The sequence below is a fragment of the Empedobacter sedimenti genome (assembly GCF_030005555.1).
Lineage (GTDB): Bacteria > Bacteroidota > Bacteroidia > Flavobacteriales > Weeksellaceae > Empedobacter > Empedobacter sedimenti.
Genome location: NZ_JASCQG010000008.1, coordinates 34,752 through 60,151 on the forward strand (window position 1 = coordinate 34,752; position 25,400 = coordinate 60,151).

Below are 25,400 nucleotides of genomic sequence, written 5' to 3' on the forward strand. Positions count from 1 at the left end.
TAACAATTATATTATAACTAACGAAAAGGTAGAATAATAGGTTGCCCTATTATTCTTCCAAGTTTATGTCTAATCCAAGACCTTGTAATTCGTGTAACAATACGTTAAACGATTCTGGAATTCCAGGTTCTGGCATTGGCTCTCCTTTTACGATTGCTTCGTAAGTTTTTGCACGTCCAATTACGTCATCCGACTTAACTGTTAAGATTTCGCGTAGGATATTAGATGCACCAAATGCTTCTAATGCCCAAACCTCCATCTCTCCAAAACGTTGACCACCGAATTGTGCTTTACCTCCTAATGGTTGTTGAGTAATTAATGAGTATGGTCCGATAGAACGCGCGTGCATTTTGTCGTCAACCATGTGTCCTAATTTCAACATGTAGATAACACCTACAGTCGCTTTTTGATCAAAACGCTCTCCTGTGTTACCATCATATAAATATGTTGTACCATGCTTAGGAATACCTGCTTCTTCTGTGATACGATCGATATCAGCAATTTCAGCTCCGTCGAAGATAGGTGTAGCAAATTTTTGTCCCATTTTAAGACCTGCCCATCCTAATACCGTTTCATAAATCTGACCGATATTCATACGAGAAGGTACCCCAAGTGGGTTAAGAACGATATTTACTGGTGTCCCGTCTTCTAAGAAAGGCATATCTTCGTCACGAACGATACGAGCAACAATACCTTTGTTACCATGGCGTCCGGCCATTTTATCCCCAACTCTTAATTTACGTTTTTTCGCAATATAGATTTTCGCTAATTTCACGATACCTGCAGGTAACTCATCTCCAACAGAGATTGTAAATCTTTCGCGGTTAAGAGCTCCTTGTAAATCGTTGTACTTAATTTTGTAATTATGTATTAACTCTTTTACTAATTCGTTCTTATCCTCATCTGTTGTCCAAAGAGATTCTGCACCTGTTAAGTTTAGATAATCTTCAACGTTAGATAAGATTTTTTGTGTGTATTTTACACCTTTCTTGATTACTTCTTCGTTCAAGTCGTTGTAAATACCTTGAGAAGTTTTTCCGTTTAATAAAACGTACAATTTCTCTAATAATACTTCTCTTAATTCGTTGAATTTAACGTCGTACTCAGCTTCTACACTATCAATGATAGCTTTATCTTGAGAACGTTTACGTTTATCTTTTATACTACGTGAGAATAATTTTTTGTCGATAACAACACCACGTAATGATGGAGAAGCTTTAAGAGAAGCATCTTTTACATCACCAGCTTTATCTCCAAAGATTGCACGTAATAATTTTTCTTCAGGTGTTGGATCAGATTCTCCTTTTGGAGTGATCTTACCAATTAAGATATCACCAGGTTTTACTTCTGCTCCGATACGAATCATACCGTTTTCGTCTAAGTCTTTAGTAGCCTCTTCCGAAACGTTAGGAATATCAGAAGTTAATTCTTCCATACCTAATTTTGTATCACGTACATCTAATGAATACTCATCGATGTGGATAGATGTAAACCAGTCTTCACGAACAGCTTTTTCAGAAATTACAATGGCATCCTCAAAGTTGTACCCTTGCCAAGGCATAAAGGCAACAACCATATTACGACCAATTGCTAATTCTCCTCCTTCTGTTGCATAACCTTCAGATAAAACTTGTCCTTTCTCTACACGATCACCAACTTTTACGATTGGTTTCAACGTAATTGTAGTTCCTTGATTCGTTTTTCTAAATTTAGTTAAATTATATGTTTTCTCAGATGAGTCAAAGTTTACTAACTCTTCGTCTTCTGTTCTATCATATTTAATTGTTATAATGTCAGCATCAACGTATGTTACTGTACCTTCGCGTTCTGCATTTACTAAGATTCTTGAATCTTTCGCAACTTGCTTCTCTAATCCAGTACCTACGATAGGTGCTTGAGGTTTTAATAATGGAACTGCCTGACGCATCATGTTCGATCCCATTAACGCACGGTTGGCGTCATCATGCTCCAAGAAAGGAATTAATGATGCTGAGATAGAAGCAATCTGGTTAGGTGCAACGTCGATTAAATCAACTTCTGCTGGCGTTACAACAGGGAAATCCCCATCCTCACGAGCAGTTACACGTTCAGTAGCAATAGTACCATCGTCTGTCATGTCGATATTGGCTTGAGCAATTACTTTTGATTCTTCCTCTTCCGCAGTTAAATAGATTGGTGCTGATTCGACGTCCACTTTTCCATCTTCTACTTTTCTGTACGGTGTTTCGATGAACCCTAAGTTATTAACTTTAGCGAATACACATAATGACGAAATCAAACCAATGTTTGGTCCCTCAGGAGTTTCAATTGGACATAAACGTCCGTAATGAGTGTGGTGTACGTCACGTACCTCGAATCCCGCTCTTTCTCTTGATAAACCTCCAGGTCCTAATGCTGATAAACGACGTTTGTGTGTAATCTCTGATAATGGATTTGTTTGGTCCATGAACTGAGATAACTGGTTCGTTCCGAAGAATGAGTTAATAACAGATGATAATGTTTTAGCATTAATCAAATCGATTGGTGTAAATACCTCGTTGTCACGAACATTCATTCTTTCGCGGATAGTTCTAGCCATACGTGCTAAACCTACTCCGAATTGGCTAGCCATTTGCTCACCTACCGTTCTTACACGACGGTTAGATAAGTGGTCAATATCATCCACCTCTGCTTTAGAGTTGATTAATTCGATTAAGTATTTAATAATCGAAATGATATCTTCACGAGTCAATACTTGAATATCCTCGCTAATGCTTAAGCCTAATTTTTTATTTAATCTGTAACGACCTACTTCACCTAATGAATAACGTTGATCAGAGAAGAATAATTTATCAATAATTCCTCTTGCTGTCTCCTCATCTGGTGGCTCAGCGTTACGTAATTGTCTATAGATATACTCTACGGCTTCTTTTTCAGTATTCGTAGGGTCTTTCTGTAGGGTATTATGGATAATTCCATAGTCTGCAGAATTAATATCTTCTTTGTGTAATAAGATTGTCTTAACACCAGAATCTACGATTTGATCGATGTGATCTTTCTCTAAGATTGTTTCACGGTCTAAGATAATTTCATTACGTTCGATAGATACAACTTCTCCAGTATCTTCATCTACGAAATCCTCGTGCCATGTGTTTAATACACGTGCAGCAAGTTTACGACCTACAACTTTCTTTAAATTAGCTTTATTAACTTTTACTTCTTCTGCTAAGTCGAAAATTTCTAAGATATCTTTATCTCTTTCGTATCCGATAGCACGTAATAAAGTAGTTAATGGTAACTTTTTCTTACGATCGATGTAAGCGTACATTACGCTGTTGATGTCTGTTGCGAACTCAATCCAAGATCCTTTGAAAGGAATGATACGAGATGAGTACAATTTTGTACCATTCGCGTGGAAAGATTGTCCGAAGAATACCCCAGGAGAACGGTGTAATTGAGATACAATAACACGCTCTGCACCATTGATAATAAATGATCCTGAAGGAGACATGTAAGGAATTGTTCCTAAGTATACGTCTTGTACAACAGTTTCGAAATCTTCGTGCTCTTCGTCAGTACAGTACAATTTAAGACGAGCTTTTAATGGTACACTGTACGTTAATCCTCTTTCGATACACTCATCAATTGTGTAACGTGGTGGATCTACGAAATAATCTAAGAATTCTAAAACAAACTGATTGCGAGTATCCGTAATCGGAAAATTCTCAGCAAATGTTCGGTAAAGACCCTCATTTTTTCGTTGGTCAGGTCTTGTTTCCAACTGGAAAAAATCTTCAAACGATTTGATCTGAATGTCAAGGAAATCAGGGAATTGAGCGACTGCTTTTGCAGAAGAAAAGCTCAATCTTTCTTTTTTCTCAGTCGAGTTGCTTAATGTTGCTTTAGTGGCCAATTTCGAATGAATTTTGGTTTATATAATGACTTTATGCGTAAAAAGGTTTAGACCTAACACATCCCGTGCTAGGTCCAAACCTATATTGTTGAGTAATAAAAATTACTTCAATTCTACTACTGCACCAGCTTCTTCTAGCTGTTTCTTTAAAGCTTCAGCTTCGTCTTTAGAAACTGCTTCTTTAACTGTTGCAGGAACTGAATCTACTAAATCTTTAGCTTCTTTTAATCCTTTTCCAGTTAATTCTTTTACTAATTTAACTACTGCTAATTTAGATGCTCCACCTTCTTTTAAGATTACGTCGAATTCTGTTTGCTCTTCAGCAGCTTCTCCAGCTCCTCCAGCAGCAACAACAACTGCAGCTGCAGCTGGTTCAATTCCGTACTCGTCTTTTAAGATTGTTGATAATTCATTAACTTCTAATACTGTTAAGTTTACTAACTCTTCAGCTAATTTTTTTAAATCTGCCATTTTAATTTTTTTTGTTTGTCAACTATTATTTAATATGAGTGTGTCCTATTCTTCTGATGCTCCTTCTTCTTTTGAAGCTTCTTTGTTCTCTAATTGAGAAACAAGAGTTTTGATTGGAGACTGAAGTAACATTACGATATCTGCGATTAATTCTTCGCGAGATTTTAATGCAACTAATTGAGGTAATTTATCATCACCAACAAAAGTATTATCTTCAATCCAAGCTCCTTTTAAGATAGGTTTTTCAGATTTTTTTCTAAATGTATCAATTACTTTAGCTGGTGCATTACCAACTTCAGCAGTCATTAAAGCTGTATTTCCTTTTAAAGATCCATAAAGTTCTTCGAAGTTCTTGTCTTCGATGTTCTCCATAGCTTTCTTTAATAAAGTGTTTTTTACTACGCGTAAAGAAACATTGCTTTTGTAGCAAGCTCTTCTCAATTCAGTAGTATTAACAGCGTTTAATCCATCGATATTTGCTAAATAGATGATTTTTGATTCAGCTAATACAGCTTGCAATTCATCTATCATGTTTGCTTTATCTTGTTTTGTCATTGCCATAGTCTACTAATTTTAAGCGTTTACACTTTTTGGATCAACTGGTACACCTACTGATTGAGTTGTAGAAAGCGTGATGCTTTTTACATAAGTTCCTTTAGCAGCTGTTGGTTTTAATTTGATCAACGTTTGAATTAATTCATTTGCGTTTTCTCTAATTTTATCAGCTTCAAAAGATACTTTTCCAACTGCAGCGTGGATAATTCCGTAACGGTCTACTTTGAAATCGATTTTACCTGCTTTTACTTCAGAAACGGCTTTACCAACTTCTAAAGTTACAGTTCCTGATTTTGGGTTTGGCATTAATCCACGAGGTCCTAAAACACGTCCTAATGGTCCTAATTTACCCATAACTGCTGGCATAGTAACGATAACGTCAACATCTGTCCAACCTTCTTTAATTTTTTGTAAGTATTCGTCTAATCCTACATAATCAGCACCAGCAGCTTTTGCTTCTGCTTCTTTATCTGGAGTAACTAACGCTAATACTTTAACATCTTTACCTGTTCCGTGTGGTAATGAAACTACACCACGAACCATTTGGTTAGCTTTCTTAGGGTCTACACCTAAACGAACTGCTATATCTACAGATGCATCAAACTTTGCATAATTAACTTCTTTAACTAATGAAGATGCGTCTTCAATTGTATAAAGTTTGTTTTTATCTACTTTAGCTTGTGCTTCTTTTTGCTTTTTTGTCAACTTTGCCATTTCCTAAAATGTTTTAATTATTCTGGAGCTTGCCCACCTTTTACAGTTATACCCATAGAACGTGCAGTTCCAGCAACCATTTTCATAGCAGATTCAACAGTAAAACAGTTCATATCAGCTAATTTGTCTTCAGCAATAGCTCTAACTTGATCCCAAGTAACAGTACCAACTTTTTGACGGTTAGGCACACCTGATGCTTTTTTCAATTTCGCTGCATCCATTAACTGTATAGCAGCTGGAGGAGTTTTAATTACGAAATCGAATGATTTGTCTTGATACACTGTAATAACAACTGGTAACACTGCACCTTGTTTTTCTTGTGTACGTCCATTAAATTGTTTACAAAACTCCATAATGTTAACACCTGCAGCACCTAAAGCCGGTCCTACTGGTGGCGAAGGATTTGCTTGTCCTCCTTTAACTTGAAGTTTTACAACTTTTTCAATTTTTTTTGCCATTTTTTTAATTCTTAAAATTAAGCGTTATGTGGAAGCAGCCTAAATTTTCTACTTTTAATTTGTTGAAAGATTAATTAAGCAATCTTTTCAACTTGGTTAAAACTTAACTCAAGTGGTGTTTTACGTCCGAAGATTAAAACCATCACTTCTAGTTTACGTTTATCTTCAATGATTTTCTCAACAGTACCGTTGAAACCATTGAATGGTCCATCAATCACTTTTACATTTTCTCCTAACACATAAGGATTAGCAATAGATGTATCGATGTTTTCTGCTAATTCGTCAACTTTACCTAACATACGGTTAACTTCCGATTGTCTCATTGGTACAGGATCACCTCCTTTTGTTGCACTTAAAAAGCTAATTACACCTGATGTATTCTTAACCATGTGAGGAATTTCTCCTACAAGTTCAGCTTCTATCATAATGTAACCAGGAAAGTGTACTTTTTCCTTTTGATATTTTTTACCGTTACGGATTTGAATCACTTTTTCCATAGGAACAACAATTTGTCCTACATAATCATTCAAATTTTGGTACTGAATTTCTCTTTCAATATAATCTTTAACTTTTAGCTCTTGTCCAGCCACAGTCTTGATTACATACCATTTCTTTTCACTCATGATTCTATAATTACTAAACGGGATATGTTACAAACTAAAAAGCGCCGTAGATAAAATTAAGCACCTGTGTGAATAACGTATCTACCGCATATAAAAATATAGCTAACAAAACTGTAGCTATTGCAACAATAATTGTATCTCTTTGTAGATCCTGGAACGATGGCCATGTTACATGTTCTTTAAATTCTACAAAAGAATCTTTGAAATATTGTACGATTTTCATATCGTTTTCTTTTAGCACGGGCACAAGGATTCGAACCCTGATCAACGGTTTTGGAGACCGCTATTCTACCATTGAACTATGCCCGTAGATAAAAAGAGTGGCAATCATGGAAGATTACCACATCTTCTATTTTATATTTTGACTATAATTAGTCTAAAATTTCAGTTACCTGACCTGCACCTACTGTACGTCCACCTTCGCGGATAGCGAAACGTAAACCTTCGTTTAATGCAATTGGTTGTAATAATTCAACTGTAATAGTTAAGTTATCTCCTGGTAAAACCATCTCAACTCCTTCTGGTAAGTTGATTTCCCCTGTCACGTCAGTTGTACGTACGTAGAACTGTGGACGGTAACGGTTGTGGAATGGAGTGTGACGACCACCTTCTTCTTTAGTTAAGATATAAACCTCAGCTTTGAATTTTTTGTGTGGTTTAACAGACCCTTGTTTTGCGATAACCATACCACGACGAATGTCAGTTTTATCAACACCACGTAATAATAAACCTACGTTATCACCAGCTTCACCTCTATCTAAGATTTTACGGAACATCTCAACCCCAGTTACAGTAGAAGTTAATTTTTCTTCTCCCATACCTACGATATCAACTGGATCACCAGAGTTAATAACACCAGCCTCGATACGACCTGTTGCAACAGTACCACGACCTGTAATAGAGAATACATCCTCTACTGGCATTAAGAATGGTTTATCTTGATCACGAACTGGTTGCTCAATCCACTCATCAACATTGTTCATTAAGTTTAAAACAGTTTCAACCCATTGAGGCTCACCGTTTAATGCACCTAAAGCAGAACCTTGAATAACTGGAGTGTTATCACCGTCGTACTCGTAAGAAGATAATAAATCTCTTACTTCCATTTCTACTAATTCTAATAACTCAGCATCGTCAACCATATCAACTTTGTTTAAGAAAACAACGATACGAGGAACGTTTACCTGGCGACATAATAAGATGTGCTCACGAGTTTGAGGCATAGGCCCATCAGTCGCAGCTACAACTAAGATACCACCATCCATTTGAGCAGCTCCTGTAACCATGTTCTTTACGTAATCCGCGTGACCTGGACAGTCAACGTGAGCGTAGTGACGATTAGCAGTTTCATACTCTACGTGAGATGTATTAATTGTAATACCTCTTTCTTTTTCTTCTGGTGCGTTATCGATTTGATCGAAAGCTTTTGCTTCTGAATAACCAGCATCAGCTAATACTTTAGTAATCGCTGCAGTCAAAGTTGTTTTACCGTGGTCAACGTGACCAATAGTACCAATATTTAAGTGCGGCTTATTACGGTTAAAAGTTTCCTTTGCCATTTTACTTTTTATTAATTTCTATTGTTATACTTAAATTAAAAAAATAACTTTAAATTATTTTCAAGTGCAAAAATACACTTTTTGATGAATATATAAAGTATTTTATTTCTTGATTTAATGTTAACCTTGAATAAATCTAGTCTCAACAACCACTTAAAAGATTAACTAAAACTGGAATATTCCAGATTATTATTGAGCGGGAAACGAGACTCGAACTCGCAACATTCAGCTTGGAAGGCTGACGCTCTACCAATTGAGCTATTCCCGCATTCACTTTTTATAAAAGCTTTGCAAATTTACAGATTTAATTGAAATTCACAAACTCTTTTAAAAAATTTAAATTGTGGGGAGAGCAGGATTCGAACCTGCGAAGGTGAAACCAACGGATTTACAGTCCGTCCTCGTTGGCCGCTTGAGTATCTCCCCGCCTTTTTATATTTTTATTCTAAAAAAATCAGAGCCGATGGAGGGATTCGAACCCACGACCTGCTGATTACAAATCAGCTGCTCTGGCCAACTGAGCTACATCGGCATTTTTTAAAATTTCCTATCAATTTAAAAGAACAGTCCGTTAAATTTTCTTTGTTTAACGGACTGCAAATTTACGTTGTTTTTTGAATTAACCAAATTTTTAGTATTTTTTTTTAGCTAACTCAGTCAAATATTATTTATCTGCTACTTTTTCTTTTTTTCTGATAATTAATTTTTTTAATGTATCTACTGACAAATCAATACATTCCTCAAAAGATTGTCCAGTTTTACTTACTACAATGTCGTCTCCTGGTACTTCTAATTTTATATCAACAGTTTTATTGTTTTTTTCTGATGTGTTCTCTAATTTGAAAGAAACATTGGCCGCAATAATTTTATCTGATAATGTTTCTAATTTTTCTAATTTTTTTTCTAAATACTCTTCTAAACCTGGTTTAGTATTAAAGTTTACTGCCTGAAAATTAATTGTCATAGTTAATCTTTTTTGTTCTCACGTGGGTGAGCTTTGTTAAACACTTTTTTTAGATTCTCTATACTTCCATGTGTATAAACCTGAGTCGACGACAAACTTGAATGCCCTAAAATATCTTTTACCGCATTCAGATCTGCTCCGGAATCTAACATATGGGTTGCAAAAGAATGCCTCAACATATGAGGACTTTTTTTATGTTTTACACTTATAAGACTAAGATAATATTTTACTTTGGAATAAACAAGATTATCGTACAAAGGTTTTCCTTTTTCTGTCACAAAAAGATTAACACAATTTACCGTTATTTCATTTTCTTTAACTTGTTTGTAAGCCGCAATATCTTCTAATAAAAAAGTAGAAATCGGAATAATTCTTTCTTTATTTCGTTTTCCTAATACTTTTATTGACAACAGATTAACATCAATATCATTTTCTTTCAAACCTATCAATTCTGCACGACGAATTCCGGTTTGATACATTAAATCAATCATTAAACGATCACGAACTCCTTCAAAAGTATTAGGAAAATATTCATCATTGTTTAACAAATCGTTTAGTTCTGCTTCGGTAAATGGAATTAAAACTTGTTTATTTTGTTTCAAAGAATGGATTTGTTCAATTGGATTTATGGTCAAATGTTTTTCTTTAATCAAAAACTTGTAGAAGCTACGCAAAGCGCTTAATTTTCGATTTACAGTTTTCTCTGATTTATCTAACTCAGATAAATGCATAATAAATGCACGAAGATGGTTTTTAGTCGCAAGTTGTATATCAGTAGAATCTTCTTCGGACTGATAAAAGTTAATAAAATCGTCTAAATCTCTTTTATAACTTGTAATTGTTAGCGCAGAATAATTTTTCTCTAGTGCTAAATAATCTAAAAATCGTTGCGTAAAATCCATAAAAAAACCTATTTATCAAAGTTACAACTTTAATAAATAGGTCAACAGAAATTAATTTCTTTATATTGTCTAAAACAGCAATCTATGCTTCCTCCTTTTCGATTAAGGCTTGTTTGTAGATTGCTCTACTCATCTTAATTCTATTTGTAACAGAAGGTTTTGTAAATTGTTGACGTGCTCTTAACTGACGTACAACTCCTGTTTTATCGAATTTTCTTTTGTATTTTTTTAGAGCTCTTTCGATTGACTCTCCGTCTTTTACTGGTATAATCAACATAATTTTATCTATTTCTTTTTGAGATGGCAAATATACAACTCTTTAGTAATTAAACAAATCCTTTTGTATTAATCTTTCAAAATATTTCTTCCGATGACTAATTTTTGAATCTCAGTTGTCCCTTCACCAATTGTACATAACTTAGAATCACGGTAGAATTTCTCTACTGGGAAATCTTTTGTATATCCGTAACCACCAAATATTTGAACTGCATCATTCGAGATTTTAACACACGCTTCTGATGCATAATATTTTGCCATTGCACCTTCTGTCGTCATTGGTTTTTTATGATTTTTAAGATAAGATGCTTTACGAATTAATAATTCAGAAGCTTCGATTTCAGTAATCATTTCAGCCAATTTGAAGTTCACCGCTTGGAAATTTGCAATTGCAGTTCCAAATTGATGACGTTCTTGCGCGTATTTTAAAGCTGCTTTGTACGCCCCTTTCGCAATCCCTAAAGATAAAGCTGCAATAGAGATACGACCGCCATCTAAAATCTTAAGTGCTTGCTTGAAACCATCACCCACATTTCCTAAACGATTTGCATCCGAAACACGAACATTATCAAAAATTAACTCTGCCGTTTCAGAAGCACGCATTCCTAATTTATTTTCTTTTTTACCTGATGTAAAACCTGGCGTTCCTTTTTCTATTACAAAAGCAGTCGCGTTATTTTTCGCTCCTTTTTCTCCTGTTCTTGTCATCACAACTGCAACATCACCAGAAATTGCATGTGTAATAAAGTTTTTCGCTCCATTAATTACCCATTCGTCTCCGTCCTTTACAGCTGTTGTAGACATTCCTCCTGCATCAGAACCTGTGTTATGCTCTGTTAATCCCCAAGCACCAATCCATTCTGCTGTTGCTAATTTTGGTAACCAACGTTGTTTTTGCTCTTCATTACCAAATTCTAGAATATGATTTGTACAAAGTGAATTATGAGCTGCTACAGATAAACCGATAGATGGATCAACTTGTGAAATTTCGTCTACAATCGATACATATTCATCATAAGACAATCCACTTCCTCCGTATTCTTCAGGAACAACGATTCCCATGAATCCCATTTTTCCTAATTCTTTGAATACTTCAACAGGAAAGGTTTGCGCCTCATCCCATTCCATAATATTAGGTTGAATGTATTGTTTTGCAAAATCTCTTGCAGATTGTGCGATTAATGATAAATTTTCATTTTCTAAGAAATTCATTTTTTTGAGTTTTATTATGACTTAGCTTCAAAAGTAATAAAATTCTACTAAGTGTAAAGTTTTTCTTTTGCGATAATTTTTATTCATTAAAAATAATTGACTATCAGCGTGTTTAAGTTAATCAGATTTGAATAATCAACAAATGCTTAATGTCATTTTCGAATATGATTTTGAACATTTTAATTCGGATAAATTAATCCGAGTTTTGTTCTCAGAAATAAAATAAAACATTATGAAAAAAGGACTAGTCGTAGTAGGAGCAATTTTTGCATCAGTAATTTCATTTGGACAAGAAGCTGGTGAATTACATATGCGTGTAAGAGCAACTGGTGTAGTTCCTATGGAAAATGCTAAAATAGATGCAATTGGCGGAAATGTAGCAGTATCGAACAATGTGATTCCAGAAATTGATTTCACCTATTATGTAACGAAAAATATCGCGGCAGAATTAATATTAGGAACATCTAAACACGAAGTTGTCGCTGTTAATACGGCTTTAGGTAATTTAGATTTGGGACGTGTAATGTTGTTACCTCCTACTCTTAATATACAATATCATTTATATCCAACCAAAAACCTAAAACCTTATGTTGGTGCAGGAATTAATTATACAATCTTCTACGATGAAGGACAAGGAAAAGGTAGAAACGCAGCAGTTACAAGTGTAGATTACAAAAACAATGTAGGTTTCGGATTTCAATTAGGATTTGATTACAAGATCAATGATAAAATGTATTGGAATGTAGATGTTAAAAAATTGTACTTGAATACTGACGTTACAGTTGGTGCAGCTTTAGACAAACAAGTTTATGTGCCAGCGGATGTTGATCTTAATCCTTGGTTGATCAGTACTGGTATTGGTTTCAAATTATTCTAAAATCGACCTTTTATATATATGATGATTTTTTGTTAATGAAGTAAGAAATCAAAAAGAGAAGCACTTGCTTCTCTTTTTTTATTTAAATTGATTTATATCAAAATATTGATCATGAATAGGATTCAACTCAGCAAAATTTGTACAAGGCGTTTGTTCTAATTTTCTAATTTCAATTCCCTTTTTATAATCACTTAGAATTTCCTCGTAATTATTAATGTAACCATAAGCTCCAATCCCAATTTTCTTAAAATTTAAATTTTCTTGTTTTATTACTTTAATTTTCTTGTTTGTGAGATAATTCTCTTCTACATATAAAATATCAATTAAATCAACACAATTACCTTCAAAACCTTCTGGAATTCTTCTTCCAAAAATATTATCATTCATCATAAAAGATATTCCGTAGAAAGTTTTATTATCCTCTTTGATAATATCAATCACAACTGCTTTAATATTAGTATCCTCAAACAGAGTAATATCTCCAAATTTGAATTTTAAATCTGAATCATCAATCTTTCCATAATTTGTTTCACTTATGGTTTTATTATCTGAAACTGAAGGATTACAACAGAAAAATGAAAACAAAACAATAAAAATTCCAAAATATTTCATAAAAAAATCTATTCCTCCACTCTTTTATCTTCGATGTGATTTGTTCGAAAATATTCTCTAACCGAAACAAAAGTAGGCTCTATATGCACTAATACATCTTTTACTTGTGGCATTTTAGCTTGTACAGCATCTTTCAGATCATGACTAATTTTATGTCCTTCCACTACCGAAATCGATCCATCTACAATCGCATGCAAATCCACATAATAATTCATTCCATTTTTGCGCACATTACATTTTTCAGTTGCCATAACACCCGGAACATGCGAAGCGATTTCTCTAATTTGCTCAATTTCTTCTTCATACAATTGCTCATCCATAATTTCTCCCAACGCAGGTCGAAGAATTTTGTACGCATTATATAAAATGAAACTTGAAGCAAAAAGTGCTGCAACATCATCTGCTGCTTCCCAACCTGGTCCCATTACTAACGAAATCGAAATTCCGATAAACGCCATTAACGATGTAATTGCATCCGAACGATGATGCCAAGCATCTGCTTTTAGAGAAGAACTATTGGTCTCAACACTTTTACGCATCACATACTGAAACGATAATTCCTTGAACAAAATAATTCCCCCAAGAACTAACAAAGTAAATGGTCTGGGTTGATGATGCGGTGTAATAATATTGGTAATACTTTCTTTTGCGATGATAATTGCAGAAACAATAAGGAAAGTAACTACTAAAAATGTAATTAACGCTTCTGCTTTCCCATGTCCGTAAGGATGATTTTCATCTGCTGGACGAGCTGAATACTTCAGTCCAAAGAAAACAAATATAGAAGAAAAAACATCAGCCGAAGATTCGATAGCATCTGCAATAAGCGCGTAAGAATTACCAAAATAACCAGCCAAAAACTTAATTCCAGCCAAAGAAGCGTTTCCTACAATACTAAAAATCGAAGCTTTGATTGCTTTTTCCGAATTATCATTCATACCAAAAAAATAAGCCCTACAAATGTAAGGCTTATTCTAATTTTATATCTCGAAAATATTATTTTTCTAAGAATGGGTATTTGTAATCTTTTGCAGGAACAAATGTTTCTTTGATTGTTTGAACAGAAGTCCAACGTAACAAATTCATTGCAGAACCTGCTTTATCATTTGTACCAGAAGCACGAGCTCCACCAAATGGTTGTTGTCCTACAACTGCACCTGTTGGTTTGTCGTTGATATAGAAGTTTCCACAAGCATTTTTCAATGCTTTAGCAGCTAATTCTACAGCAGCACGCTCTTTCGCGAAAATTGATCCTGTTAATGCATAAGCAGAAGTTTCGTCAACTAATTTTAAAGTTGCTTCGAATTCATTTTCATCATAAACATAAACTGACAATACAGGTCCGAAGATTTCTTCTACCATTGATTCATATTTAGGATTCGTTGCTTTGATAACTGTTGGTTGAACAAAATATCCAACTGAATCATCATACGTACCACCGATTACAACTTCCGCTTCTGAAGATGCTTGTGCACGATCAATATATGCTTTAGATTTTTCGAAAGAGTTTTTATCAATAACAGCTGTCATAAAATTAGAGAAATCTTCTGGAGATCCTAATGTAACAGTTGCTAACATTTCTTTCATTTGTTTCTCAACTTCGTTCCATAAGTTAGATGGAATGTAAGCACGAGAAGCAGCAGAACATTTTTGTCCTTGGTATTCGAATGCTCCACGAACTAATCCTACAGCAACTTCTGTTGGACAAGCTGATTTGTGAACCATTACGAAATCTTTTCCTCCTGTTTCTCCAACGATACGTGGATAAGTTCTGTAATTGTTGATGTTATCTCCAATTTGTTTCCATAATGTGTTAAAAACTCTTGTAGAACCTGTGAAGTGTAAACCTGCGAAATCTTTGTGTTCTAAAACTGTTTTTGCAGTTTCAGCCCCATCAGTTAAGATCATATTGATTACACCATCTGGTAAACCAGCTTTTTTGAATACTTCCATTGTTACTTTAGCAGCTAAAGTTTGTTTATCAGAAGGTTTCCAAACTACAACATTCCCCATCAAAGCCATACAAGATGGTAAATTACCAGCGATAGCAGTAAAATTGAATGGAGTAATAGCGAAAGTAAATCCTTCTAATGGACGATAATCTACACGATTCCAAATTCCTGGAGAAGAAATTGGTTGATCTGCATAAATTTCTGTCATATATTGTACGTTGAAACGTAAAAAGTCAATTAACTCACAAGCTGAATCAATTTCTGCTTGCATTGCATTTTTAGATTGACCAATCATTGTTGCAGCGTTTATTTTTGCACGGTAAGGACCAGCTAATAAATCTGCAGCTTTCAAGAAAATTGCCGCTCTATCTTCCCAAGGCATAGCAACCCAAGCTTCTTTTGCTGCCAAAGCTGTATCAATCGCTTTTACAACATCTGCTTGTGTTCCTTCGTGGAAATAACCAACCACTTTTTGGTGATCATGTGGAGGACGAATTTCTTTTTTATTTCCTGAAAAAATCTCTTCAGAACCAATGTATTGAGGAACTTCTGTTACCTCGTTAAACATTTTTTTGTATGCGTCTAATAATTGCGCGCGCTCTGGTGTACCAGGAGCATATGATTTTACCTCTTCGTTAACTGCGTGAGGAATTTGAGCAAATGATTTTGACATTTTGATTATTTTGTTTGTTTATACTTTTTCAAAGTTCAAATTTAAGAAAAATAAATGGAAATGTTTCAGTTCAGATAATTAAGTCTTTTACCACTTTAGACATAAAAATATCCATTATTCTTCCTTTTTATTTTCTTTTTTATCTTTTGTATGAAGAATTTGATTTTCGATATTTTCTAAATATTGAATCTGCATTTCCTGTATTTCTAATAATTTCTTATTCTGATGAACCAATAAATGATCTATTTTTTCACTCAATAATTTTATTTCCAATTCAGCTTTCAAGTTAATCTTATAATCATGTTCGGCTCTATCACGATCTTTATCTTCTTGACGATTTTGACTCATCATAATAATTGGCGCTTGTATTGCTGCTAAACAAGACAAAATCAAATTGAGTAAAATGAATGGATAGGGATCAAAACCTTTGTTGTGCAACATCCAAAAATTAAGAAACATCCAAGCCAATAAGAAAATAAAAAACGAAATAATAAATGTCCAACTTCCACCAAAAGATGCTACTTTATCTGCGATTCTATCGCCTGTTGTCAATGGTTTTGATGAATTTTCTTTTATATTCTCGGAAAGAATAGAATTATCACGAATCGCTTCCACTACATCTTGATCCAATTTTTCCATTTCACCTTTTTCTTGCGAAATCAAATTTGCAAAAAATTGACGACGATATTTGTTCAATACTTTTATCGAAACATAATCTTCTTCGGTAATTGCTGGATAATCTTGCTCAATCAATTTAAAAATCTCTTGCTGAATTTCTTTTCCTTTTACAGCTTCGTAGCGATTAATTGGTTTTTGAGTTACAAAACATTTCATAATAATCTATTTTAGTCAAAAATCACATAACAAAAAACGCTCCTAAAATTAGAAGCGTTTTAATTATTAAAAGTTATTCGTGTAATAATCGAAATATTTACAATTTGATTTTATTTCTTGATATGTTTTAGTATCCGAATATTGTTTCAAATTTTTAAAATTAGAACGATAATTTGCCACTTTAAACGCTAAAATCTTCTCTTCGTTATCATATTGATTTTCGTACAAACGTTTCAAAACAGGATCTTTTGCATTATAAAATCTTCCTTGTTCATTCTTCGACAATGCAAACAATATTTGCGCTTTCATTTCTTTGTCTTTTGTCGAATCAAATGCTTTTTTCAAATAATTTTCTGAAGGCGTAAAATTATCTACATAATTTCCTCCCCAACCAAAACTTTTGTAAAAGAAATTGTTTGTCGCTTCATATTCGTCACTATAATTATTGTATTTCGGTCCATTATCATTGTTATGATCAAATGTTAACAAATATCGATAATAGCCCAAAGTTGTCGTGTTATAATAGAAATTCCCTAACAAATAATTTGCTTTCGCAGCTTCTTCGGTATTCTTTTTTGCCAATTTATTTAATTCAATCATCGCATTTGTCAATTCTAATTTTGACATTTTTGGTTTGATGAATTTAAACTCATTCAAATATGGTGTTGCGATCACTTGATTTTCGTCACAATTAAAACATTCAATCTTATTATATCCAAAAATTTTATTCGGAATATTATGATAGCCATCGAACTGATTTTCTACCCAAGTTTTGGTTTCCTTATCTTTTACAGAATCATAACCGTAGACAAAATAAGCACTTTCTGACGTATGATATTTTTGATCAATCTTCTCAAATTCTTTCTTCGCCAAATCAAATTTCATTTCGCCCAAATACAATGTTCCTTTGAAATCGGCTAAATAATCAGCTAATTTAAATTGAATATCTGTCGATTTTTCTGTTTTCCAATCCCATGAACTCGATTTTACTTTTGCATTGATCAAATATTTTTCGAAAGCTGTTTTATTTGATTTTTTATCCAATTTATCCAAATCATTAATAATCGCCCAATCCGGATTTGTACCTAATTGTGTAATTTCATTATGAATCAAAAATGCTTTTCCTTTATCACCTTGCAGAAAATATCGATTTGCCAAAACATCTAAAATCACATTTTTCAAGTTCATTTTTTGATCATCTTCATCCGAATAATCATAAACATCTTCTGGTAATTTTGGATATTCATAATTCAAAATCGACGCATATTTTTGCATCAATTGATTCTCGAAACTATCTGAAATTTTCTTTTGTTCGAAAATCTCTAATAAAATTTCAATCACTTTTTTCTGTTGTTGAAATTCTTTCGATGTTGAATTTACTTTGGCTAAATACGTTTTTGTTTCCGAAAAATTTTTATTCAATAAATTAAGATATGCCACCGATAAATTCCAATATTCTTTGTCATTAGCTTTTGTTGCTTGCGATTTTGCCAAAGAAATTAATTCATTAATCTGAATTTCATCTTTCGAATTTTCATCAGAACTTCCATAATAATTGTTATTCGTTTTTACAGGTAAATATAAATCCGTATACTTTTTTCGCTCTTGAGACGAATCCCAATAATAATCTTCAGGATTTTGTTGCAAATATTCGCGCTCAATTAAATTGATAGAACGTGCAAATAAAATTCTTGCTTGCGGCGCATTTACATCATTCGCAATAATTTTTTTTGCAGGCGCTAACGGATTCGAAAAATCGTTATAACCAATCAACAAGTACAAATCATTTTTCTCTTGTGTCGTTTTAGCATTGACTAACATTTTCTCGTAATTCAAATCTTCTGTCACACGCATCGATTGATAAGCACTCATTTTTCGATCATTTGAATGAGAAAAAACTTCGAAAAAATCATAATTCGCCTGAATATAATTTCCTTGTGCTCGCTCCGCTCCACCTTTTTGATCTAACGCATAATAATACATCGAATTTTTGAGTCCTTGAGACGCTACATACATGTTAAAATAGTTGATCGCATCTTTATATTCATGAAAATAATGGGCAAAACGCACCAATTGATAACCATAACGAATTTTTAATTCTTTGTCCGTTTCTGCATTCCAACTTTTCTTTAGAACCTCAAGAACTTTTTTATAATTTAGGCTATTGACATTTTTTTCAGGACGATCGACATACGACCATTCTCCATTATCGATGTAATAAAAAGCCATGTAAGGCTCTAAATACTTAGCATACGACAAATAAAGTAAACTTTGTTTATTCTTTTTTACCCAGTCTGTTGTCGCAAAATTATAGTTCGCATTGGATGATTTTCCATTCTTTACCATCAAATCAATTTCTTGTTTTGATGCTTTAAAAACCAACTCAAATGCTTGCTGATAGCTAATTCCCAACGTTTTTTGCCAATCCAAAATATTCTCATTCTTTTGATTTGCATCCATCGTATAATATGGATTATCCAACGTCATCAAAAACGGCTGATATTGCGGCGCTTCACTTAATGTTTGCGAAAAAAGATTATAGTAATAATAATCTTCTCCACCTCCATCAGCACACGCAAATGCTTTGGTCAAACCAAAAGTTAAACATAAAGTAAGTACTATTTTTTTCATAATTGTGTTGGTATTGTTTTCAAAAATTTTGAGTCTAAATGATAATAAATCAAGCGATAATTGTAAGATAATTTTGTATCGATAAATGATTTTGTTTCAACTAATAATTCGGGAGAAATCGTTTCGACTTTTATCGTAAAACCTTTGCTCACATAAAAATTTCGAACAAAAAAATCATCTTCCACTTCATAAAAACCGTTTCTGATTTTCTTTACAGGTTTTCCTATCAAATCTTGCTCCGAAAAGGAATTGATTAATTTTATTCTTCCTTGATGATTTGTCAAAATTGCCCATGAATAAATTGGCAAAGCAACATCTAATTTGATTGGATAGTTGTTTAAATTCTTCAAATAATCTTTTGCTATTTTCAAATCTAAAATCGAATTATTTTCAGATTGATCGGTAGGATTTTCAGTTGCATAACACATCAAAACCATTTTATCCAAAGGCGGAACACCTTCTTGATCTTTAAATTTAACTTGATGCAAACGCAAAGTTGCCGAAAGTTTTTTGCCCGAAATATGTTTCAATTCCGACAAAAACATAAAATAATTTTCGCGCGTAGATTTTGTCCAATCACAATCTATCTGAATTTCATTGAAGTTTTTCAGATTTCCTCGTTCAGCCGTTTCACTCAGAAAATTATAGACATCTTTTGCTAAAATTTTGACTTGATCTTTGGATGTATTCAGAAATGTTTGATTGGTAATAAAAACCGTTGGAATATAATTGACATTGAGTTTCGTTGCATCAAAACTCTGAATAATACCGACTGGAGAAATTTTATTCACTTTTTTATCTACATCAAAAAAACGAACGTAAACATTTTCCACTTTCAACGAATCAACCGCTTTTTTTTCGATATTATTTACAGAATAGTTACTTCGCCAATAATAAAAATCAATCGGCGACTTTTTGGTTTCGGAAGTACATCCAACCAAACTAATTATCGTAAACAGTGTTAAAAATCTGAATAAAAATTTCATACTCAAATTTAACTCAAAATCTATAAAACACAATCGATAAAAATAGTGAGATTTCTTATCGTTGAAAAGAATTATTTTTCTCTATTTCCACTTTTTGATATGTTCAATTGGTTGCTTTAACTGAAAGCTTAGCGATTTCATTTTCGCTTTTATCAACTTTTTTCGTCCATAATAACTTCTTGTATAATGCAATTCTGCATCGCCTACAAGTTGTAACCATTGTTGATGAAAATATTCGGCTTTTTTCTTGTGTTGACCAATAATTTCAGGAACTGAATGATAATCTCTTTGTTTGAAAAGCTTCATTAACACACTTTTTCTTTCGATAAAATAACGTGGATTATCCATTGGATTTAAAATATTTTCTAATGAATCTAAAAAAATCGCTTTATCATAAGTTGTTGCAGATAATAAACTGCACGAAATATTTCCCGATTTATCAACAGTTGTCAAAATATTTGATTCGCGCAATTCATCAGACAGTAAATTAAAATGTTGCAAAGTATTGAATAACGCAACCGCTATTTTCTGAAAATCTTTGGTGATATCTCTATATTGAATATAAAGTTTGATGTTTTTGTAAAAATTAACTCCGAAATACACAATTCCGACCGTTGAAAGAAAAATTATGGTTGAAAGAAAACTTCTTTTCGACATCGAAAATAAAAGTGTTCGGATACTTTCTTCGAAAAAGAAAACGATAAAAGAGGTTAATGAAAGAAGCAAGCTTGTTGTTAAACTTTTTATTGACTTCGAGTAATATAATTGTTTCGAAAAATCATATTCTTTTTCTCCATCATAAAAAAACTTTAATTCATTATCAATCTTAGTTCCGTTCGCAATAGAATTTGTCCAAGAATCTCTAATTTGAACATCATTTTTACTCCATTCTATCGTTTGTTGATTGTAATTTTCAATAGATGTCGCAGTAAATTGTTCAGGAAGATTTAGACGAGAAATACCATTCGAAATCGTGTTTTCTTTTTGTGAAATCCCAACAAAAGCCTCAAATCGTTGTCTCATTTTATCCAAATCTCCACCACCATTTTGCGCAAACAAATCCAACGTAACCAAATGCCAAACGTTACTCACTTTATTTGGTTCGTTAGAATTCACGCGAATCGCACGCCCACGCATCTGATTAGAGGTTACAAAAGAACCTACATTACTCGCCAAAATTAAACTATTGATACTCGGTGCATCCCAACCTTCGCCCAAATATGCACGAGTTCCGACAATTATTTTGATAAAACCTTCGTTAAATAACTTTGTTAAAACAGCTAACAGATTTCCTCTTGAATTATCTTGTGCAACAACTTCGAAAAAATTATCATCGAACATCACCGATTTGAACTGAATCGCTTCTGCCCTATCTTTGAACTGATAAATTAATTTTGGAAGAATTGTTTTCGAAACGATTACCATCGAACCTGTAACAATAGCGAGATATGGAATTATTTCTGAGTTTAGATTTCGAAGTTTTTCGAAAATTGGAAAAACACCCAACTTTATCTTACTTGGATCATTCTGTAAATTATCCGAATAAAATTCTTTTCGAATGTAATCCGTCAAAATCACCATATGCAACTTATCTCCCAAATGTTGATATTCTGAATTTACAATCTCAGCAATGCTATCAATCTTTTTTACACTATTTATCAGCGAATTTTTTACTTTTTGATTATAATGTAACGTAACTTTTTTCTGATCGATTGCTCCGATTCGTTTTAAATTCGTTAAAAATGGTTTCAAGAATTTCTCGTTTTCCAAATAAAATTCTTCGTCTTTAAACAATAAATAATTGAACATACATTCTGCCCAATAATAATTGAAAGGAGGAAAATCTATCGTTTCATTTTCTAATAAATCCAAATGCTGAAAATCCAATGGCGTATCAAACGATTTCAGATAAATCACAAAAGCCGCATACGCATCAAAGTCTGCATAAATTTCGTCGAAACAACTTGCTGGCGTTTTGATAAAATCTAACGTCAAAACAAATTCATACAAAGCTGAATTCTGTTTGATTTCTTGGAAAAAAGCTTCTACTTCTTCGAGGTTTTTGGAAATGATCTCATTCTCGAAATTTGTAGGAAATGAACACAACAACAAATCTTGATGTGGACACAAATCTTTTTGTTTGACCAATTCTGGAACGGAAATCTCACAGTCTATCGGATCACAAAAAGTTAGATAACGATTCCATTCTTCTTTCGCAACATCAAAAGGTAGTGTTGCAGTTAGCGCAACAACTTTTGGCAATAATTCACTTTTGATTTTATTGAGACTTTTCCACCATTCATTTTTTAGATGATGCGCTTCGTCTACAATTAAGGTTTTTACATTATTTTCTTTGAGAAGTTGAATCCAGTTTTGTTCATCTTTCACCATCGAAGTGTGTAAACCTTGGTAAGTAGAAATCGTCAAAAAACTAGGTTGATGAATATCCATTGAAATCCAATCGACTTCCTGATTATCAAGAAAAAGCTCAATAAATCGATCTTTCCATTGATTACGAATCGCTAAAGTTGGTGCTAAAATAAGCGTAGGTTCATTAATTCGAAGCATTACTTCCAATCCCAAAACCGTTTTTCCAGAGCCAGGCGGTGCTACAACATTAAGATGCGCATCTTCTAAATGAATCTCTAATTCATCTAAAACACGCTGTTGATAATCGCGCCAAGAATACTTAAACTTTATAGGTTGGAAATTGAAAGACATGATATAATTAAAATCTTATATTAAAAGATTGACTAATTTAAAGATCTTTCACATGAAATGCTATAAATCCATTCCATTTCTATAAAAAGTAATATTATATGATTTTTCGGATTGGTTAGGAAATTGAATTTCACAAAGTTTAGTAAAATATTCTTTCGATTGATATTCTGAACAATTATCCATTTCACCAGAAGTAGTATTGATTAATTGAAAATCGTCTTTTTTTACTGAATTTAATATCTCATTATAATTTGTAGCAGTTTCTGGAACATATGATATAAGATTATTAGAATTTGGACCGACTTTTAAAACAACCAAAGTCCTGCTTGATTTTCCTTTTTCATAATAAAGTTGTTTTGTCCCATCTAGAATATCCCTTTCTTGTCTAAAAGAATATCCTTTTTGTTTTATATAATCTATGCTAAAATCGGCTTTTTGATTTGCCATATTTTTCAAATCAATTAAAGTTAATTGTGCAAATCCAAAAAATGGAGAAAGTAATAGTATTAATAATTTTTTCATAGTTTAAGATTTTTTAGATTTTATAAGAAATTTTACTTCAAAAAATAATAAGATAAGATAATATTCTACAACAACATAAATCTTTATTTAGCTATCTTTTATATATGTTTTTTTACTTTACTAAAATTTTTAATTTATTGGATTGAATTTTTATATTTTTTTCATCTTCTTTTGGCATAACATAAATGCCATCTTTATTACGAATACGCCTTTTTAAATCAAATCTATCATTTTTATAAAGAGTAATATCAAATTTACTTGGACCTATCTCAAACTGACCTTCGTATTTTGCCAAAAGATGCAATTCCGCAATTAATGTTTTAATATATAATCTATCATCAATTTCTTCCATTATTTGATTATTTTTGAATGTATTCCAATTAAAATATATAGCATTAAAACGCTTTTCAATCTTTTTTTCAAAATCATTTATTCCTACAATATTATCGATAGTTTCTTCGGTACCAATATGTATTTCATGACTTTTACCTTGAAATGTTGGTAGTTTTTCAGGAGATACATGTTTTATTTTAGTTTGAGAAAATCTAGAATATTCAAAAAGATTTAATTTTATTGTGTCATCTTTTTTATAATTTTCTTTGTCTGATGCCCAAATAATTTTTATATCATTTTGATTAATCTTTATATTTTCAACTACATCTATATAAAATGGTTTGCTCTTGTACTCTCTTCCTTTATATATAACGGTTAAAATAGGGAAGTCAATTCGACCTTTTTTTGTTGGAGTAGCATAATTTTCAAAATTATAATAAGTCTTAATTATTTCACCGTGCTCATTTCTGGTGTTACTTTCGGAAATATTATTTGAAATTTCGTCTAAATTGTAGGTCATCTCTAACCCATCAATCCCAATTTTACTAACAATAATACTATCAGGTTTTTGTTCAAAATTAATATTGATATTTATTGTTTTTCCTACCTCTACCTCTGGCTGTACAATAATTCGTACAAATTCTTCTTTTTGCCCTTTGCAAGAAAAAACTAATAAACTAAAGAACAAGATACTAAAATGCCTTACCATATTTTTAGCTCTTTGCTACCCGCTGGCATATACAAAATAATAAAGCGTCCTGATGAACTTTTCTCAGTGTAACCTTCTTCCATATAATTAACTCTCAGAATAGACGATTTATCTTTTTTGTTTCGCAAGGTTACCAAGCGGTTGTTGTTGTAGAAATTGATCTCATAATTTTCGATCGGATCCATTTCACGATCTTTTAGAGCTAAATCAAACATCTCACTATTAGGTCCACTAATCATAATTTCTTTTTTTGTAAAATAATTATAATTCCAAATTTTTAACAACGCTATTTTATTTTCTTTCACAAAATCTACAGGACTATTAAAAATATATTGACTTAATTGCTTGTACTTATCGACTACTTTCTCTTCTATATTCGGTATTTTGGATAAGTCTTGGGCTGTTGCAAGATCTTTGCTAAAATCCCATGGTACATTGGCTGCAAATTTACCTGTAATCAGGTACTTTGGTAATTTTTGGTCGCCTAATCCTTCAGGCAAATCAAACTGTTGTTGTACCTCATATTCATTCATCGATACATCTCGTCCTGGTGCATAAATTAGTTTTACATTAACATGCGCTTTATCACTCAATGTTTGTTGCATGCTTTTTGGGTAGACCTCTAGTGTAATGCTTTGCTCTCCTGATAATGGAAGAATATTGTTTATTGGTAATAATTGGCTTTCTCCTTCGTCCTCGAAAAAAGTGTAAGCAAACGGAATATCATTAATCCTAATCAATACTCTACAATCTTGCTTATTGATTTGTAAGGTATAAAAAGGGGTTGGTGTCGGAAATTTGATCTCGTTGGTTATTTCGTTGTAATAGTTTTTCATTGCGTTTGTTTTTTCTTGCTGCGACTGGGCACAGCTGTTTGTGATGAATAGCGTGAATAATGTTGTAATAAATAATTTGTACATATAC

The 25,400-nt window shown here is 32.8% G+C and carries 23 protein-coding genes and 4 tRNA genes; 1 reads left to right on the forward strand and 26 read right to left on the reverse strand.

The window, feature by feature from the left end:
* Positions 1–49: 49 nt before the first annotated feature.
* From rpoB to QHG34_RS08870, 16 genes are all read right to left on the reverse strand, one after another.
* Entirely contained in the window at positions 50–3,892 is a 3,843-nt protein-coding gene (gene rpoB / locus QHG34_RS08795; RefSeq protein ID WP_282629811.1) for a DNA-directed RNA polymerase subunit beta, read from the reverse strand.
* Positions 3,893–3,994: 102 nt separating this feature from the next.
* Positions 3,995–4,363, reverse strand: coding sequence for a 50S ribosomal protein L7/L12 (rplL, locus tag QHG34_RS08800; RefSeq protein ID WP_282629812.1), 369 nt, complete (start codon positions 4,361–4,363; stop codon positions 3,995–3,997).
* A 45-nt stretch (positions 4,364–4,408) separates the two neighbouring features.
* Complete coding sequence (gene rplJ / locus QHG34_RS08805) at positions 4,409–4,918, reverse strand: 50S ribosomal protein L10 (RefSeq protein ID WP_282629931.1); 510 nt, start codon at positions 4,916–4,918, stop codon at positions 4,409–4,411.
* Positions 4,919–4,936: 18 nt separating this feature from the next.
* A complete protein-coding gene (gene rplA, locus QHG34_RS08810; protein WP_282629813.1) occupies positions 4,937–5,632 on the reverse strand; it encodes a 50S ribosomal protein L1 in 696 nt (231 codons plus the stop codon).
* 17 nt (positions 5,633–5,649) lie between these two features.
* The gene (rplK, locus tag QHG34_RS08815; protein ID WP_282629814.1) at positions 5,650–6,090 is read right to left on the reverse strand and encodes a 50S ribosomal protein L11; all 441 of its coding nucleotides are present in this window, start codon (positions 6,088–6,090) and stop codon (positions 5,650–5,652) included.
* 74 nt (positions 6,091–6,164) lie between these two features.
* Positions 6,165–6,713 (reverse strand): transcription termination/antitermination protein NusG, encoded by a 549-nt coding sequence (nusG, locus tag QHG34_RS08820; protein ID WP_282629815.1) that lies wholly within the window; start codon positions 6,711–6,713, stop codon positions 6,165–6,167.
* A gap of 34 nt (positions 6,714–6,747) precedes the next feature.
* Positions 6,748–6,936, reverse strand: a complete 189-nt coding sequence (gene secE / locus QHG34_RS08825; protein WP_282629816.1) for a preprotein translocase subunit SecE — start codon at positions 6,934–6,936, stop codon at positions 6,748–6,750.
* A 15-nt stretch (positions 6,937–6,951) separates the two neighbouring features.
* Positions 6,952–7,022 (reverse strand) — tRNA-Trp (locus tag QHG34_RS08830).
* Between the two features lie 62 nt (positions 7,023–7,084).
* A complete protein-coding gene (gene tuf / locus QHG34_RS08835) occupies positions 7,085–8,272 on the reverse strand; it encodes an elongation factor Tu (protein WP_038331067.1) in 1,188 nt (395 codons plus the stop codon).
* A gap of 195 nt (positions 8,273–8,467) precedes the next feature.
* Positions 8,468–8,540: transfer RNA gene (locus QHG34_RS08840), tRNA-Gly, on the reverse strand.
* A gap of 76 nt (positions 8,541–8,616) precedes the next feature.
* Positions 8,617–8,698, reverse strand: a tRNA-Tyr gene (locus QHG34_RS08845).
* Positions 8,699–8,730: 32 nt separating this feature from the next.
* Positions 8,731–8,804: transfer RNA gene (locus tag QHG34_RS08850), tRNA-Thr, on the reverse strand.
* Between the two features lie 132 nt (positions 8,805–8,936).
* Positions 8,937–9,236, reverse strand: a complete 300-nt coding sequence (gene hpf / locus QHG34_RS08855; protein WP_282629817.1) for a ribosome hibernation-promoting factor, HPF/YfiA family — start codon at positions 9,234–9,236, stop codon at positions 8,937–8,939.
* Between the two features lie 2 nt (positions 9,237–9,238).
* Positions 9,239–10,138 (reverse strand): tyrosine-type recombinase/integrase, encoded by a 900-nt coding sequence (locus QHG34_RS08860; RefSeq protein WP_282629818.1) that lies wholly within the window; start codon positions 10,136–10,138, stop codon positions 9,239–9,241.
* 82 nt (positions 10,139–10,220) lie between these two features.
* On the reverse strand, positions 10,221–10,415 hold the full coding sequence (gene rpsU / locus QHG34_RS08865; RefSeq protein ID WP_038331168.1) for a 30S ribosomal protein S21: 195 nt from the start codon (positions 10,413–10,415) through the stop codon (positions 10,221–10,223).
* Between the two features lie 68 nt (positions 10,416–10,483).
* A complete protein-coding gene (locus QHG34_RS08870) occupies positions 10,484–11,626 on the reverse strand; it encodes an acyl-CoA dehydrogenase family protein (RefSeq protein WP_282629819.1) in 1,143 nt (380 codons plus the stop codon).
* Positions 11,627–11,858: 232 nt separating this feature from the next.
* On the opposite strand from QHG34_RS08870, the gene QHG34_RS08875 reads away from it, so the two are divergent.
* Positions 11,859–12,503, forward strand: coding sequence for an OmpW/AlkL family protein (locus tag QHG34_RS08875; RefSeq protein WP_282629820.1), 645 nt, complete (start codon positions 11,859–11,861; stop codon positions 12,501–12,503).
* 78 nt (positions 12,504–12,581) lie between these two features.
* On the opposite strand, the gene QHG34_RS08880 is transcribed toward QHG34_RS08875, so the two are convergent.
* The 10 genes from QHG34_RS08880 to QHG34_RS08925 all read right to left on the reverse strand — a co-directional run bounded on the left by QHG34_RS08880 (position 12,582) and on the right by QHG34_RS08925 (position 25,396).
* A complete protein-coding gene (locus tag QHG34_RS08880) occupies positions 12,582–13,115 on the reverse strand; it encodes a hypothetical protein (RefSeq protein ID WP_282629821.1) in 534 nt (177 codons plus the stop codon).
* A gap of 8 nt (positions 13,116–13,123) precedes the next feature.
* Positions 13,124–14,053, reverse strand: a complete 930-nt coding sequence (locus tag QHG34_RS08885; protein WP_282629822.1) for a cation diffusion facilitator family transporter — start codon at positions 14,051–14,053, stop codon at positions 13,124–13,126.
* Positions 14,054–14,111: 58 nt separating this feature from the next.
* Positions 14,112–15,740: an L-glutamate gamma-semialdehyde dehydrogenase gene (gene pruA, locus QHG34_RS08890; RefSeq protein ID WP_282629823.1), complete on the reverse strand. Its 1,629-nt coding sequence runs from the start codon at positions 15,738–15,740 to the stop codon at positions 14,112–14,114.
* A 114-nt stretch (positions 15,741–15,854) separates the two neighbouring features.
* Positions 15,855–16,574 carry a DUF1003 domain-containing protein gene (locus QHG34_RS08895; protein WP_282629824.1) on the reverse strand — a complete coding sequence of 240 codons (720 nt, stop codon included), beginning with the start codon at positions 16,572–16,574 and terminating at the stop codon, positions 15,855–15,857.
* Between the two features lie 66 nt (positions 16,575–16,640).
* Positions 16,641–19,205, reverse strand: a complete 2,565-nt coding sequence (locus QHG34_RS08900; RefSeq protein WP_282629825.1) for a hypothetical protein — start codon at positions 19,203–19,205, stop codon at positions 16,641–16,643.
* Positions 19,202–20,191, reverse strand: a complete 990-nt coding sequence (locus tag QHG34_RS08905; protein WP_282629826.1) for a hypothetical protein — start codon at positions 20,189–20,191, stop codon at positions 19,202–19,204. Before QHG34_RS08905 ends, QHG34_RS08900 begins: the two co-directional genes overlap by 4 nt.
* Positions 20,192–20,272: 81 nt before the next feature.
* Complete coding sequence (locus QHG34_RS08910; RefSeq protein ID WP_282629827.1) at positions 20,273–22,912, reverse strand: DEAD/DEAH box helicase family protein; 2,640 nt, start codon at positions 22,910–22,912, stop codon at positions 20,273–20,275.
* A 60-nt stretch (positions 22,913–22,972) separates the two neighbouring features.
* On the reverse strand, positions 22,973–23,434 hold the full coding sequence (locus tag QHG34_RS08915) for a hypothetical protein (RefSeq protein WP_282629828.1): 462 nt from the start codon (positions 23,432–23,434) through the stop codon (positions 22,973–22,975).
* Between the two features lie 112 nt (positions 23,435–23,546).
* Entirely contained in the window at positions 23,547–24,476 is a 930-nt protein-coding gene (locus QHG34_RS08920; RefSeq protein WP_282629829.1) for a hypothetical protein, read from the reverse strand.
* On the reverse strand, positions 24,470–25,396 hold the full coding sequence (locus tag QHG34_RS08925) for a hypothetical protein (RefSeq protein WP_282629830.1): 927 nt from the start codon (positions 25,394–25,396) through the stop codon (positions 24,470–24,472). The genes QHG34_RS08920 and QHG34_RS08925 overlap by 7 nt, the downstream gene beginning before the upstream one ends.
* Positions 25,397–25,400 lie beyond the last annotated feature (4 nt).